General features: G+C 39.3%; 12 protein-coding genes. All 12 read left to right on the forward strand.

The annotated features are described in order from the left end of the window. Positions 1-147: 147 nt before the first annotated feature. The 12 genes from murJ (at position 148) to H5084_RS11455 (ending at position 15,120) form a co-directional block, all read left to right on the forward strand. Positions 148-1,707: a murein biosynthesis integral membrane protein MurJ gene (murJ, locus tag H5084_RS11400; RefSeq protein WP_182690530.1), complete on the forward strand. Its 1,560-nt coding sequence runs from the start codon at positions 148-150 to the stop codon at positions 1,705-1,707. 109 nt (positions 1,708-1,816) lie between these two features. Further along, a complete protein-coding gene (gene ribF, locus H5084_RS11405) occupies positions 1,817-2,746 on the forward strand; it encodes a bifunctional riboflavin kinase/FAD synthetase (protein WP_182690531.1) in 930 nt (309 codons plus the stop codon). A gap of 26 nt (positions 2,747-2,772) precedes the next feature. Beyond that, positions 2,773-5,607, forward strand: a complete 2,835-nt coding sequence (ileS, locus tag H5084_RS11410; RefSeq protein WP_182690532.1) for an isoleucine--tRNA ligase — start codon at positions 2,773-2,775, stop codon at positions 5,605-5,607. Positions 5,608-5,727: 120 nt separating this feature from the next. Beyond that, positions 5,728-6,267 (forward strand): signal peptidase II, encoded by a 540-nt coding sequence (gene lspA, locus H5084_RS11415; RefSeq protein WP_182690533.1) that lies wholly within the window; start codon positions 5,728-5,730, stop codon positions 6,265-6,267. 12 nt (positions 6,268-6,279) lie between these two features. Next, on the forward strand, positions 6,280-6,747 hold the full coding sequence (gene fkpB / locus H5084_RS11420; protein WP_245600351.1) for an FKBP-type peptidyl-prolyl cis-trans isomerase: 468 nt from the start codon (positions 6,280-6,282) through the stop codon (positions 6,745-6,747). Positions 6,748-6,771: 24 nt separating this feature from the next. Beyond that, positions 6,772-7,716 carry a 4-hydroxy-3-methylbut-2-enyl diphosphate reductase gene (ispH, locus tag H5084_RS11425; RefSeq protein ID WP_182690534.1) on the forward strand — a complete coding sequence of 315 codons (945 nt, stop codon included), beginning with the start codon at positions 6,772-6,774 and terminating at the stop codon, positions 7,714-7,716. Between the two features lie 146 nt (positions 7,717-7,862). Further along, entirely contained in the window at positions 7,863-8,387 is a 525-nt protein-coding gene (locus tag H5084_RS11430) for a GspH/FimT family pseudopilin (protein WP_182690535.1), read from the forward strand. Continuing rightward, positions 8,384-8,863: a type IV pilus modification protein PilV gene (pilV, locus tag H5084_RS11435; RefSeq protein WP_182690536.1), complete on the forward strand. Its 480-nt coding sequence runs from the start codon at positions 8,384-8,386 to the stop codon at positions 8,861-8,863. The genes H5084_RS11430 and pilV overlap by 4 nt, the downstream gene beginning before the upstream one ends. Then, positions 8,851-9,615 (forward strand): PilW family protein, encoded by a 765-nt coding sequence (locus H5084_RS11440; protein WP_182690537.1) that lies wholly within the window; start codon positions 8,851-8,853, stop codon positions 9,613-9,615. Before pilV ends, H5084_RS11440 begins: the two co-directional genes overlap by 13 nt. A gap of 1 nt (position 9,616) precedes the next feature. Then, positions 9,617-10,093, forward strand: a complete 477-nt coding sequence (locus H5084_RS11445; protein ID WP_182690538.1) for a hypothetical protein — start codon at positions 9,617-9,619, stop codon at positions 10,091-10,093. Positions 10,094-10,099: 6 nt separating this feature from the next. Beyond that, positions 10,100-10,507: a type IV pilin protein gene (locus tag H5084_RS11450; RefSeq protein WP_182690539.1), complete on the forward strand. Its 408-nt coding sequence runs from the start codon at positions 10,100-10,102 to the stop codon at positions 10,505-10,507. 17 nt (positions 10,508-10,524) lie between these two features. Beyond that, positions 10,525-15,120: a pilus assembly protein gene (locus H5084_RS11455; RefSeq protein ID WP_182690540.1), complete on the forward strand. Its 4,596-nt coding sequence runs from the start codon at positions 10,525-10,527 to the stop codon at positions 15,118-15,120. Positions 15,121-15,282: the final 162 nt, after the last annotated feature.

Below are 15,282 nucleotides of genomic sequence, written 5' to 3' on the forward strand. Positions count from 1 at the left end.
TACAGATGCAAATTTAGAGTCGCATGATTGCTTGATATATCGGCAGTTAACGCTATTAAATTTAATTAAAAGGTGTATTTTAGCACCCTCATCAACATCTCTTAATTAATTGAGTTATATCCCATTCAAGCGCGTAGGAATTAAAGTGTGAGTAAAAAGCTAATAAAATCAGGCATGATCGTCAGTTCAATGACATTAATCTCGCGAGTGTTAGGGTTAGTGCGAGACATAGTAATCGCTAATTTAATGGGGGCGGGAGCCGCGGCAGATTTATTTTTCTTCGCCAATAAAATTCCCAATTTTTTACGTCGTTTATTTGCAGAGGGCGCATTTGCACAAGCTTTTGTTCCAGTATTAACTGAATATGAAAAAACACAATCTCGTGACCAAGTAAAAGATCTGATTTCAGCGGTTTCAGGTACTTTAGGCACAATTGTTACTGTTATTACTATTTTAGGTGTTTTAGGTTCTTCTGTTATCACTGCGTTGTTTGGTTTTGGCTGGTTTCTGGAGTGGTGGAACGGTGGCGCTGAAGCGTTTAAGTTTGAACTTGCTTCGGATATGCTAAAAATTACTTTTCCTTATTTATGGTTTATTACTTTTACAGCACTTTCTGGTGCAATTCTTAATACGCTTGGCAAGTTTGCGGTGGCCGCTTTCACACCCGTATTTTTAAATATAGCCATTATTGGCTGTGCTATTTTCCTCTCTCCGCAACTTCAACAACCTGAAATTGGTTTAGCAATTGGAGTGTTGTTAGGCGGTGCGATTCAATTTTTCTTTCAAATCCCATTTTTGAAAAAGGAAAAGTTATTAGTTAAACCGAGCTGGCAATGGCACCATCCTGGCGTGGTTAAAATTAGAACCTTGATGATCCCGGCTTTGTTCGGAGTGTCTGTTAGTCAAATTAACTTATTATTAGATACCTTTATTGCCAGTTTTTTACAAACAGGCTCCATTAGTTGGTTATATTATTCAGACCGTCTATTAGAATTTCCATTGGGTTTATTTGGTATCGCGATTGCTACGGTGATATTACCGAGTTTATCTTCTTCCCATGTTAATCAGTCACCACAAGCTTTTGCTAAAACTATCGATTGGGGGATCCGCAGTGTATGTTTCTTAGGCTTTCCTGCCATGTTGGGGTTAATGGTACTCGCTGAGCCCATGTTGCGTGTTTTATTTATGCGTGGTGAATTTGATATACAAGATGTCAGTATGTCAGCGATGAGTTTATGGGCTTATGCCAGTGGTTTATTAAGCTTTATGTTAGTGAAGGTACTCGCGCCAGGTTATTACTCTCGCCAGGATACAAAAACGCCGGTTAAATTTGGCATTATCGCGATGGTTAGTAATATGGTGTTGAATGTCATTTTTGCGATCCCATTTGGTTATGTTGGTTTAGCCATTGCGACATCATTATCGGCGACGTTAAATGCCGGGTTATTATGGTTTGGTTTATATAAGGCCGGCGTTTATCAATTTCAGAAACAAAGTGTTGCGGTATTAGTACGTATCGTTTGTTCTGGTTTGGTGATGGCGGGAACCTTATTGCTATTCAGTCCTAACCTGACGACTTGGACAGAATTTAGCTTAATTGAAGCGTCGATACAGCTATTTGCTTTGATCATTGGCAGTGTGTTTGTTTATTTTGCGACTAATTTACTTTTGGGTTTACGACTGCACCATTTTAAAGTGAGTAAATAGAATTAATGTGAATTCTCTAAAATGAAAGCTGATTACTTTGCAACCTTAATATATAATCGCCTCTTTTGTATTTTCAATGTTCGCATTAACAGTTAATTAAGACATTATCATGGAATTAATACGCGGAATTCACAATCTACAACAGAACCAACAAGGTTGTGTGCTAAGCATCGGTAACTTTGATGGAATTCACCTTGGGCATAATGCGGTTTTATCGCGTTTGCTTGAAGAAGCCAAACGTTTGCAAGTGCCCGCGACGGTGATGACCTTTGAACCACAGCCTGCTGAGCTTTTTTCAGGTAAAAATGCCCCTGCACGCTTAAGTCGCTTACGTGATAAATTTGTACAACTTGATAAATTACACTTAGATCGCTTGTTATGTATTTCTTTTACGCATGAATTTGCTAACCTCAGTGCCGATGACTTTATTGAACAGTTATTAATTAAAAAGCTAAACGTAAAATTTTTAGTGATCGGTGATGATTTTCATTTTGGCTATCAACGTCTTGGTGATTTTTCACTATTACAGGAAGCCGGTAAGAAATACGGTTTTGAAGTTGTTGATACTAAAAGTTTGTCACAAGATGTTGGCCGAGTAAGCAGCACACGTATTCGAAGTGCATTGGCTAAAGGCAACCTACAACAAGCCGAGCAAATGCTAGGTCGAAAATACAGTATTACAGGCCGTGTTGGACATGGCCGTAAGTTAGGTCGTACGATAGGTGTGCCGACTGCTAATTTGTTTTTAAAACGTCGAGTTTCGCCTGTTTCAGGTGTTTTTGTGGTATCTGTACTGGGTATTGATGATACAGTTTATCGCGGTGTTGCTAACATTGGGCGTCGTCCTACTGTACAGGGTGAAAGGCAACAATTAGAAGTACATATATTTGATTTCCAAGGCGACCTGTATGGCCGTCAGCTTGAAGTTTTACTTGAACATAAATTGCGTGATGAAGTGCGCTTTGATTCATTCGCAGAATTAAAAATACAAATAGATAAAGATATTCAGCAAGCTAGAGAATGGCATCTGCTTAATTAATAAATCGTTAGATGGAATAAAAACCGATGAGTGATTACAAAAGTACATTAAATTTACCAAAAACTGGTTTCCCGATGCGAGCAAACTTGGCGAATCGTGAGCCAAATATGCTTAAAAATTGGTACAAACAAGATCTTTACGGCAAGATCCGTGCGGCCAAAAAAGGTAAAAAAACATTCATTCTGCATGATGGACCTCCTTATGCAAATGGCGATATTCATATCGGTCACTCGGTTAATAAAATCCTGAAAGATATTATTGTTAAATCTAAAACGTTATCTGATTTTGATGCGCCTTACATTCCTGGTTGGGATTGTCATGGTTTACCTATTGAGCTCAAAGTAGAACAAAAACACGGTAAGCCAGGTAAAAAGCTAACTGCTGCAGAATTTCGTGTTAAGTGTCGTGAATATGCTGCTCGTCAGGTTGACGGCCAACGTAAGGACTTTAAACGTTTAGGTGTATTAGGTGAGTGGGATAACCCATACCTAACCATGAACTTTAAAACAGAAGCAAATATTGTTCGTGCGTTAGCTAGTATCATTAAAAATGATCATTTACACAAAGGCTCAAAACCTGTTCATTGGTGTACAGATTGTGGCTCTGCGCTAGCAGAAGCGGAAGTTGAGTACGAAGATAAATTATCACCAGCAATCGACGTTGCCTTTAATGCCGTTGATGTTGATGCAGTTTTAGCGTGTTTTGAAAAACAAGCTGATGATTTTGGTAATGGCGATATTTCTGCTGTTATTTGGACAACAACTCCTTGGACACTGCCTGCTAACCGTGCCATTTCACTTGCTGCAAAAGTTGAATACTCATTAGTACAAGCCGGTGAACGTCGTTTAATCTTAGCGACTGATTTAGTGGCTGACTGCATGACTCGTTACGGTATCGAAAACTTTACTACGTTAGCTATCACTAAAGGTGCCGAGCTAGAGAAACAGTTATTCCAACATCCTTTCTTAGCATTACAAGTGCCAGCGATTGTTGCTGACCATGTCACTATTGATGCGGGTACAGGTTGTGTTCATACTGCACCGGGTCACGGTCAAGACGATTACTCTGCGGGTTTAAAATACGAATTAGAAGTGGCTAACCCTGTTGGTGACAATGGTGTTTTCCGTGAAGACACTGAATTCTTCGCAGGTTTGCATGTATTTAAAGCAAATGACAAAGTATTAGAAGTATTAAATGAGCGTAATGCTTTATTACATCACGTGAATATTAAACACAGCTACCCACATTGCTGGAGACACAAAACGCCTATTATCTTCAGAGCGACGCCACAATGGTTTATCTCTATGGATCAAAAAGGCTTACGTGATAGTGCATTATCAGAAATTAAAGACGTTAAATGGATCCCAAGCTGGGGTCAAAACCGTATTGAAAAAATGATTGAAGGTCGTCCAGACTGGTGTGTATCACGCCAACGTACTTGGGGTGTACCGATCACTTTATTTGTGAATAAAGAGACCGACGAATTGCATGAGAACTCTATTGAAATGATGGAGTTGATTGCACAAAAAATCGAAAAAGAAGGTATTCAAGCTTGGTTCGATTTAGAGCCTGAATCTATTTTAGGTTTTGAAGCTGAACAGTTCCGTAAAGTGACCGATACACTAGATGTTTGGTTTGACTCTGGTACTACGCATGCTTCAGTAGTCGGTGTTCGCGAAGAATATAAGCAAGCAGATGGTTCTCAAGCGACGGCTGATTTGTATTTAGAAGGTTCTGATCAACATCGTGGTTGGTTCCAGTCTTCATTGTTAACTAGCACGGCAATCAACGGCGTAGCGCCATATAAAGAAGTATTAACACATGGTTTTGTGGTTGATGGCGATGGTAAAAAAATGTCTAAATCATTAGGCAACGTTATGTCTCCACAAACCGTGATGAATGATCTAGGCGCTGATATTTTGCGTTTATGGGTTGCTTCTACGGATTACACTGGCGAAATTACCGTTTCTGATGAAATCTTAAACCGTAGTGCAGATAGCTACCGTCGTATTCGTAATACATCACGTTTCTTATTATCGAATTTAAATGGTTTTGATCCACAAACTGATTTAGTTGCGCCAGAAGAGATGGTGGCATTGGACCGTTGGATTGTTGCTAAAGCCTTAACGTTACAAAATGAAGTAATTGAAGCTTACGATAACTACAACCTACATGTTGTTTATCAGAAAATAATGCACTTCTGTTCAATTGATTTAGGTAGTTTCTACTTAGATATTATTAAAGATCGTCAGTACACCGCTAAAACGGGTAGTAATGCTCATTTAAGCTGTCAAACTGCGCTGTATCATATTGTTGAGTCTCTAGTACGTTTGATTGCGCCAATTCTAAGTTTCACTGCAGATGAAATCTGGGGCCGTTTACCGGGCGAGCGTAATGAATTTGTATTTACTGAAACTTGGTATGAAGGTTTGTTTGGTTTATCTGATAGCGAAGTGATCAGTAATGATAAATGGACTCAGCTGATTGCGATTCGTGCTGAAGCGAATAAAGCCTTAGAGCTGGCTCGTAAAGAAGCGGTGATTGGTGGTGGATTAGAAGCTGAAGTAACTTTGTACGCTTCCGATGAAATCAGTGCATTACTGGATACCCTAGAAGACGAATTACGTTTTGTACTAATTACTTCACAAGCTAGCGTTAAACCTTTTGCGGATGCGCCTGCTGATGCCGTTGCAACTGAATTAAAAGGCTTATCGGTACAAGTACAAAAAAGTGCTGCGGCTAAGTGTGATCGTTGTTGGCATCATCGTGAAGAAGTTGGTCAAGATGAGAAACACCCTGAGTTATGTGGACGTTGTATTACCAACGTTGACGGTGAAGGTGAAACTCGCCAATTTGCTTAATGAGCAATAACATAAATTAATGCTTTTATACTAAATGCATTTTGACTAAACGCCTTGGTTATGAAAATGATTTAAGGCGTTTTTTTTAATCTTTGTCTTCACCATTATTTGGGAATATCAATGACACAGAAATCAACACCCTCTAACGTTAGTGTTCGTTCTGGTTTATCTTGTTTATGGTTAACTGTTGTGGTTTTAATTATTGATCAAGTGACTAAATATTTGACGATACAGATGTTAGATTTGTATGAATCCTATGAGGTTTTATCCTTCTTTAATTTTACCTATGCACGTAACTATGGCGCGGCTTTTAGCTTTTTAGGTGATGCGGGAGGGTGGCAGAAGTACTTATTCACGGCGATTGCTTTTGTAGTTTCTGCTTATCTTTTATATTCAATGAAAACCACCAGCGCAACTCACCGCTGGATGAATAGTGCATATGCGCTTATTTTATCAGGTGCGATAGGCAATGTAATGGACCGTTTAATGTTTGGCTATGTGGTCGACTTTTTAGATTTTGATTTAGGTTTTTATCGTTGGCCTACTTTTAATGTGGCGGATATCGCTATTTTTATTGGTGCCGCCATGATCATCATCGATGCACTATTGTGGGCTGAAAAACGCGAAGAAAGTGAAAAACAAGCAAATGAGAACAAATAAGGAATAACAACAATGACAGTAAAAATGGCCAACGAAACCGTCAATAATGGCAAAGTGATCACTGCAGATAGCGAAGTTTTAATGCATTTTTCAATTAAGCTTACAGATGGTTCTGCCGTTGATAGTACTAAGGTCGATAATAAGCCGGCTAAATTTGTAATGGGTGACGGTAGCTTAACACCGGGCTTTGAAGAATGTCTGTTAGGTTTGAGCGAAGGGGATTCTCAGAGTTTTACGCTTGCGCCTGAGTCTGCTTTTGGATTACCTAATCCAGATAACTTTCATTATATTGAACTTAGTAAATTCTCTGCCGATGTACCTGCAGAAATAGGGACTATTATTAGTTTCACGCAGCCAGACGGCAATGAAATTCCGGGGATTATTCGTGAAATAGTGGCGGATAGTGTGACCGTTGATTTTAACCACCCGTTAGCAGGACAAACAGTGACGTTTGAAGTTGACGTCTTAGAAGTTTTATAAATAATCTGAAATATTGAGAGCCTTATGAAAATTATTTTAGCTAACCCTCGTGGTTTTTGTGCTGGTGTACACCGTGCGATCAATATTGTTGAACGTGCATTAGAGCTTTTCCCTGCCCCTATTTATGTGCGCCATGAAGTGGTGCATAACCAATATGTGGTTGATGACTTAAAAGCGCGTGGTGCGGTATTTGTTGAAGAACTTGATGAAGTGCCGGACGATAATATCGTTATTTTCAGTGCGCATGGTGTTGCACAAAGTGTACGAGAAGAAGCAAAACGACGTGAATTGAAAGTATTTGATGCTACTTGTCCGTTAGTGACCAAAGTTCATATGGAAGTCACCCGTGCCAGTCGCCGTAATCAAGAATGCATTTTGATTGGACATCAAGGGCACCCAGAAGTGATCGGTACGATGGGGCAGTACGATAGTGAGGAAGGTGGTATTTATCTTGTCGAGTCACCTGAAGATGTGGCTTTACTGGAAGTTAAAAATCCAGCTAGCTTGTGTTATAGCTCTCAAACAACCTTGTCAGTTGATGATACCGCGCATGTTATTGATGCATTGCGGGTTAAATTCCCAAGTATCGAAGGGCCACGAAAAAATGATATTTGTTATGCTACTCAAAACCGACAGGATGCAGTTAAAGATCTCGCCGATAAAACAGATTTAGTCCTAGTTGTTGGGTCGACTAATTCATCTAATTCCAACCGCTTACGTGAAAAAGCAGCCAGTGTTGGTGTGACATCATACTTAATTGATGATGAATTCGATATCAAAGATGAATGGTTTGAAAATATACAAACAGTAGGTGTAACAGCTGGGGCATCAGCTCCGGATGTACTAGTACAAGCAGTGATTCGAAAGTTACAAAAAATAGGTGGAAATGTAGTTATAGAGAATCCTGGTGTTGAAGAAAACACGGTATTCGAAGTACCTGCAGAACTACGTATTAAACAAGTCGATTAATATTTTTTACTTGTTTTCATTTATTTAAAAAAATATCGCATTATTTGTAACACTTTTTAGGTATTTTAAGGTATTTAGACTAGTATAAATAATGACCTTGATTGAGGTCATTATGTTCATCTATTTATTTTTATACTAAGGGTGTTATGACGCGTTTTACTACCCACAAAAAAGACCAAGGTTTTACCTTAGTTGAGCTCATTATAACCATTGCAATCGCAGCGATTCTGTTAAGTATTGTTGTGCCTTCGTTTGCTAGTCTGATTGAATCAAGTAAAACACGTGCCACACGTGATGCATTAGTGAGTTCGATTTATAGCGGCACAGAAAAAGCACAAAGCGAAGGTTTTTTTGTCTATCTATGTCCAACATCCGACGGCAGTACTTGTACTAGTGTTACCGATTGGGGAAGTGACTGGCTAGTTTATGAAGATAAAGATTCAAGTGCGACTTTAGATCTAAGCAATGGCGACATCATTGTTACCCATCTCACTTCTAAGACCAACTCAATAAAAAGTAATGTTGCTCAAATTAGGTTTGCTCCAACGGGGCATGCAACAGCGAACACATTTCAAATCTGCAGTAATCTCGATAATTCAGTAGTGTATCAAATTCAACTCAGTGTAATGGGCCGTGTTAGCTTTGCTAATGCTACGGGAAATTGCTCATGAGTGGTTATAAAGGTTTCACACTGATTGAGGTTTTGATTGCACTCATTATTGTTGCCGTCGGTGTACTTGGTCACGCTAAAATGCAGGCAAAATCAATGGATATGGCGCAACGAGCTAGTTTTACACAAACGGCCAATATAGCACTAACAGACTTAGCGCAAAGGTTAAGAGCAAACGCTGATCTTGCACCTAGTTTTATTAGAGATAATCTTTCTGGAAATGTCATTGTTGCCACTAAAAATTGTTCTTTAGTGACCTGCTCCGACAGCGAGTTTGCAACGGCCGAATTAGCAGAATGGTTTAACCATCTACGAGGTAGCTTACCTTCTCCCAGTTTTTCTGTTGTTAATAATGGTAGTGTTTACACCTTAACTTTAATTTGGGATGCGGCTAAAACAGGTGCAAGTAGCGCTGTGTGCGACGCTGGAAACCCTAATTCATACCAATGTGGGAGCCTAAGTATATGGATCCCTTAAGAAAATATAATCAAGGTTTTAGCTTAATTGAACTGATGATTGCTATGGTCATTTCATTACTGATTGTTGCTGGGCTTTTTTATTCGGTGATGGGCGATATGCGTGCTTATGAATCTGTGCGTAGTACCCAAGCGTTAACCGCAAAAAGTAGAATGGCAGTGCAAACCATGCGCCTTTATATCCAACAAGCTGGATTTAGAGATATCGCTACACTACGAAATAGCTCACCGTTTGGCGTCGGACTTTCTTCTGCTGGTGTGAATTGGATTTCAGGGCAAACGATACAAGGAATGACCGCTTCAACTGTGCTTACCGATGAAAAGGCAGGGTCTGATATTTTAGTGTTACGTTTTTTAGGATCTGCACAAAGTGGCGTTATTTCCTGTAATGGCAATGATGTTGGTAACAGTATTCTTCACGAGATCACCCTCTATGTAAATGCTAGTAATCAATTAGTGTGTAAGGATAACGATGATGCCGCTCTGGTATTAGATGAAGATGTAGAGTTCTTAGAGTTGTTGTATGGCACAACAGATAACAACACGCGTTATTTTAGTGCTGCAGCAATGACCGATTGGAATGATATTGATCGCATTAAAATTGGCTTACTTTTATCACAAAATGTGTCTGCTCATGGCTTAATTAATAGCAATTCTTATAAGCTTTTTAATCAAACGATCAGTGCCGCCAATGATACCAATTACCGAACTGTGGTGATGGAAACTGTGCTTATTAGAAATAAAGGTAATTAACATGAATTGTATATCGAAAAAAAGTCAGTATGGCGCCGCGTTAATTACGTCGTTATTGATGGTGTTAGTCATATCTATATTGGGAGTGGCCGTTAGTCAGCAAGTGATTGCCTTAAGAAGAGTAAGCTCTGTTAACTACGATCATGTATCCAGTGTTAATAATGCAGAGTCTGCATTATCGGAAGCGCATAAATTTATTCTGTTTAACTATCTAGAACCTGAGAATCTAAAAGGAGACCCTGTTACTACGAGTGCTGATAATTGGTGGCATCTTGAGAGTAATTGGCAAAATAAAAAAACAGTCAATAATGGTCTAGAAGGTTCCCCTGTTTATCTTCTTCAGGATGATGGTCTCGATGAAAGTCTAATGTTAGGTACAAATGCAATTCAACGACGCTTTTACCGTGTAACTGCAAAAGCGCAGGGTAAAGGGCAAGCAGTGGCTTATCTACAAAGCTATTACGCAATACTGGAGTAATCAATAATGATAAAAGACAATACAAAGCCAAGTGCAGGCTTTACTTTAGTTGAGTTGATGGTGGTAATGGCGATTGTGGGTATTCTGGCGTCTATTGCTTACCCTAGCTATACCAGTGTTATGCAGAAAACTCGGCGCCAAGAGGCGGTACGCACATTACTAGAAGCTTCACAAATGATGGAAAGCGCTTACGCAATGAATTTTAATTACACTAGCGTAGTATCTGGTGCTGCTATCACCTCATTTACCACTTCCGATGATTTTAGCCAATACTATAATTTAAGCGCATCGTCGAGTAGCACTACATTTACATTATCTGCAATACCTAAAAGTACACAGGCTAATGATGCCTGTGGCACATTAAAAATCACACAAACGGGCAGTACAACGGCAAGTACAAGTGGATGTTGGTAATGAATAAGGACATTATGATGAAAAAATTATTAAACGGAAATATACAACCGGCAATGCAGTTGTTGTCTTCAACCCGGTTATTGTCATCAACATTGCTATTGTCATCAACACTGCTAGTGATGCCAGCCTCAGTAAACGCAGCTGATTTAGATTTAGCGACTAAACCGCTTTATACGGGCACTACAGAATCACCAATGATGATGCTCGTGATGGGACGAGACCATACACTTTATTATGAAGCCTATAATGATGCATCTGATTTAAATGGTGATGGTATTATCGATATTAAGTTTATGCCTGATTATGCCTATGAAGGGTATTTTGATTCTAGGTATTGTTATAAACCTGTGTCTGATATCTTTGTCCCGCAAAGGGTTGCAGCTACCTGTACAGAGTCTAAAGAGTGGAGTGGTAACTTTCTTAATTACCTAACCATGACGCGAATGGATGTGCTGAAAAAAGTGCTTTTTGGTGGAACGCGTAGTACTGATGACGTAGATAAAACCATACTAGAACGTGTATTTATTCCACAAGATGCGCACAGTTGGGGTAAAGCCTATACCTCAATAGCTGTCGATGGTTATGATATTGCTGATTATGCACCATTGTCAGTGCCAAATTCAGGTAAGCAGCACTTTTTTGGTTCTGTGACTTATACTGGTTTAGGTTCAGATCCTATTTTAAGGGTGCGTGAAAATGCAAGCTATGGAGGTGAAGATCCTGGTATTTGGAATTGGGCATCCACAGAGCGCCCTGTTCTCCGTACAAATGGTGGGACACAATCTAGCGCTCAAAATTACGTGGTGAGGGTTGAAGTTTGTAAAAGTGGCTTTACAGATGGAAATAATTGCAGGGTTTATCCAGAAGGTAACCCAAATGGTAACTTTAAACCGACTGGGCTATTACATGACTATGGTGAGAAAAACCAAATGTTGTTTGGTTTATTAACTGGCAGTTATAATAAAAATTTATCAGGTGGTGTACTTAGAAAAGCAATTGGGCAATTTTCCACGGAAGTGAATGTAAATACAGGGCAATTTACATCACTCTCTGATGGGATAGTAGCAACTATTAATAAGTTAAGAGTTCATGGTTTCAATTATGGAGATAAGTCTTATAACCAGAGTTGTGGGTGGATAACTAATGGTCCAATATCCGATGGAAAATGTGCTTCTTGGGGGAATCCTACGGGAGAGATGCTTTATGAAGCGATGCGTTATTATTCTGGCGTTGGAACTGCAAGTCCAAGTTATGAGACCTCTGGAAGTTACGATGAGGATATCGGTTTAACCGCACCTGCTTGGGATGATCCGTATGCTAACCGTGGTACGTGTGCCGATCCTAATGTGCTTTTAATCAGCGATATAAATCCTTCCTACGATTCAGACCAATTACCAGGCGTTTATAGTGAATTTATAAAAAGTGTTAATAAAGATGAAGTTTATATAGGAACAACCTTACCCAACTTTAGTATCAGTGAATTACTTTCAATAATTTCTACTAATGAAAATAAAACCTCAGGACAATTCTTTATTGGTCAATCAGGCGTTGATAGTAATGGAGCTCCGACGGCTAAAGAAATAACAGGTCTTGGTTCTGTGAGAGGGCTTGCACCTGCTGAGCCAACAAAAAAAGGTAGTTATAGCTCATCTGCGGTGGCTTATTATGGACATAATAATGATATACATCTGGGTAAAGATGAAAAACAAAATGTGACGACTATGGTGGTTGCATTAGCGTCTACGCTGCCTGAGATTAATGTAAATGTAGCTGATCGAGTTGTAAAGATTATTCCGTTTGCTAAATCGGTAAATGGAGGAGACTCTCCAAGTGAAAGTAAATTCCAACCAACTAACACTATTGTGGATTGGTATATCGAATCAATTTCAGATACTAAAGGCATTTTTCGAATCAATTATGAAGATGTAGAACAAGGTGCTGATCACGATATGGATATGATTGTTAAATATACATATGAAGTTAAAAGTGATCTTTGCAAAATATATGATGATAATAAAGTATGTATGGAATCTGGGGAAGGTGTTGAGATTAAACTCGATTCTACTTATGCGGCAGGGGGAACTGTTCAACATGCCGGTTATATTATTTCAGGAACCACAAATGATGGTATGTATTTAGAGGTTAGAGATCATGATAATAACAATTATAGATATTATCTAGATACACCTGAAAGCTCTGATTATAGGAGTAGGAAAGAAAGTGGTAGCAATGAGTATTTAGGATTAGAAGCTACTCGGGTTTTCTTTCCAAGTAATACAAAAGCAGCAGATTTTTTACCTTCGCCTCTTTGGTATGCGGCTAAGTGGGGAGGGTTTTCAGATATTAATCATAACCAAAAACCAGACCTTGTCAGCGAATGGGATGCGGATCAAAATGGTGACCCTGATAACTATTTTCCTGTTACCAATGCTGGCCAATTACAGTATCAATTAGCTGCTGCCTTTGATTTAGCCTATGACGGCAACGTGGCTAGTACCTCTCCTGTTTTTTCGTCTAACTTTTTAAGGGTAGGTAGTTTGGTGTATCAAACTTCCTTTGAAGAAGCTGCTTGGAGCGGTGATGTTGAAGCTTATATTGCAAACACCAGTGGAGAGTATCCGTCAACTGCTTCATGGAGTGCTGCTGATCAGTTAGATGCAATGGATATTAGTACTCGTAAAATATTCTCTCGCCGTGACGACGCTACTGCTGGATCGCAAGGGACGGTATTTGAATTTATAGCCCCTGATACTGATTCGCAAACAAATATTGCCTTTACTTCGGACCAAGTGAGTCTGTTATTAAGTAACTTTAATAGTACGGGAAATACTGAACAAGAGGATACAGAACAAGGTAATAATGGTAATAATGGTAACAATGGTAACAATGGCAATGACAACGTAACTGAAACTGAAAACGAAACAGATGATGATGCAGCGGGTCAACAATTACAAGCCGTTATTAATTATATTCGTGGTGATAGAACACATGAAGCAGAAGACACTACTTATGAGTTTAGAGAGCGTAATAGCAGACTAGGAGATATCATCTATTCCGCCCCTTATAATGTTTCTATCGGTAAAGGACATGAGGTTGAAGATGAAGTTTTAGTTTATGGTGCTAATGATGGCATGGTACATGTTGTTGATGCTGAGAGTGGTGAAGAGCTTGTGGCGTATATACCAAGTGGTGTTTATAGTGCTCTAGGTAATGTAGTACACACTAGCTACATCCATGAATATTCTACAGATGGTGGTATTACTGCTTATTCAGATGACTCCGATAAGATTGATCTTACGATTGATGGCGAAACAAAAGAAGTGGGACGTACGACAGTAGTAGGCAGACTAGGTCTTGGGGCTAAAGGCCTATATGCAATGGATGTATCTAAAGTTAAGTCGTCTAATGGCAGTATGATGAAGTGGGAAATCACTACCGATTCTACTGGGTTTGCAGGGATCGGTAAGAGCATCGCTTCTCCCACTATTGTGAAACTTCATAACGGGGAAACAGGCGTTATTTTTGAGAATGGCTTCAACTCAACGGATCCAGAAGGGGCTATCTATATTGCCAATTTGAGTACGGGGGCTTTAATCAAAAAACTCAGTGTGGGTAGTCAAACCGATCCAACGGGGGCTGGTAGACATAACGCATTAGCTCAACCCGCTATCATTGATAATAATGGAGATAGTATCGCTGATTATATCTATGCGGGGGATCTATTTGGCAATATGTGGGTGTTTGATATTAGTGGAAATAGCACTAACGAGTGGGGCAATAAAAAAGATAATAATAGTCCGTTGTTTACGGCGCTTAGCCCAACTCTAAGTGGTGTAGAGTATCTGCCTCAACCTATTACAACACGTCCCTCTGTTGCTAGGCACCCAAGTGGTAGCGGTGTGATAGTTGCATTTGGCACGGGTAAGTATATTGAAAAAGGTGATACGGAGATTGAAAACCAAGCAACACAAAGTTTTTATGCTATTGCTGACCCATTAGATACTTCAGTGGTTACTGCAGTGAGGTCATCGGGTGCATTTAGCACATTACAAAATCAAACAATTATAAAAGAAACGAGTACGAATCGAATATTATCAAGTAACCCCGTTGATTGGAGTAATGTTAATGGTTTTTACTTGGATTTTATCAATACTGAGGAAGATGAATCAGGTTTTGCTAATACTAATAACTATGGCGAAAGATTAATTGGAAATAGCTTAGTTTTTGCTAACAAAGTGAGTTTTACTACATTAATGCCGAATCCCGATGTGTGTTCAGCTGGAGGGACAGGTTGGTACATGGAGCTAAACTTATATACAGGGCAAACTTGGAATTTAGGAACGACTAAGATTGATGATCCTTTAACGGCAGAAGATGAATCGATTCCGGATGATAGCTCTAACCAGTTTTTAGATGGGGTCAGTAATGGGATGACATCAGTAGTGTCGCCTAATATAGTCATTATTGAAAATGAAGATGGGACAACTACTGAAGTGCTGGGTTCTGATGAGGTTGCTTTAAAAACCTGTATTACATTAAGCACAGGCAAAGTTATCTGTTTTGACGATACAGCAATTGCAACAGGTCGCTTAAGTTGGAGACATTTATACTAACTTTAATGGTTATGCTTTAGCTGAGAAAAGCCTAGCTAAAGTAGGATTTAGGTTAAAAGTATTTTGATGGCATGTTTAATCTTGGGAGATGCTTATCATAGGAGATAAGCTTTACCATTAGGTAGTTAATTTCAAATACAGTGAAGCAAGTTATATTCACGG

Origin of the sequence: Psychromonas sp. SR45-3, assembly GCF_014163575.1 — a bacterium.
GTDB lineage: Bacteria > Pseudomonadota > Gammaproteobacteria > Enterobacterales > Psychromonadaceae > Psychromonas > Psychromonas arctica.

What these genes read in the sequence shown, in the direction of transcription:
- ribF (WP_182690531.1), top strand. Translation starts at nt 1,817, where the DNA reads ATGGAATTAATACGCGGAATTCACAATCTACAACAGAACCAACAAGGT.
- ileS (WP_182690532.1), top strand. Translation starts at nt 2,773, where the DNA reads ATGAGTGATTACAAAAGTACATTAAATTTACCAAAAACTGGTTTCCCG.
- lspA (WP_182690533.1), top strand. Translation starts at nt 5,728, where the DNA reads ATGACACAGAAATCAACACCCTCTAACGTTAGTGTTCGTTCTGGTTTA.
- fkpB (WP_245600351.1), top strand. Translation starts at nt 6,280, where the DNA reads ATGACAGTAAAAATGGCCAACGAAACCGTCAATAATGGCAAAGTGATC.
- ispH (WP_182690534.1), top strand. Translation starts at nt 6,772, where the DNA reads ATGAAAATTATTTTAGCTAACCCTCGTGGTTTTTGTGCTGGTGTACAC.
- H5084_RS11430 (WP_182690535.1), top strand. Translation starts at nt 7,863, where the DNA reads ATGACGCGTTTTACTACCCACAAAAAAGACCAAGGTTTTACCTTAGTT.
- pilV (WP_182690536.1), top strand. Translation starts at nt 8,384, where the DNA reads ATGAGTGGTTATAAAGGTTTCACACTGATTGAGGTTTTGATTGCACTC.
- H5084_RS11440 (WP_182690537.1), top strand. Translation starts at nt 8,851, where the DNA reads ATGGATCCCTTAAGAAAATATAATCAAGGTTTTAGCTTAATTGAACTG.
- H5084_RS11445 (WP_182690538.1), top strand. Translation starts at nt 9,617, where the DNA reads ATGAATTGTATATCGAAAAAAAGTCAGTATGGCGCCGCGTTAATTACG.
- H5084_RS11450 (WP_182690539.1), top strand. Translation starts at nt 10,100, where the DNA reads ATGATAAAAGACAATACAAAGCCAAGTGCAGGCTTTACTTTAGTTGAG.
- H5084_RS11455 (WP_182690540.1), top strand. Translation starts at nt 10,525, where the DNA reads ATGAAAAAATTATTAAACGGAAATATACAACCGGCAATGCAGTTGTTG.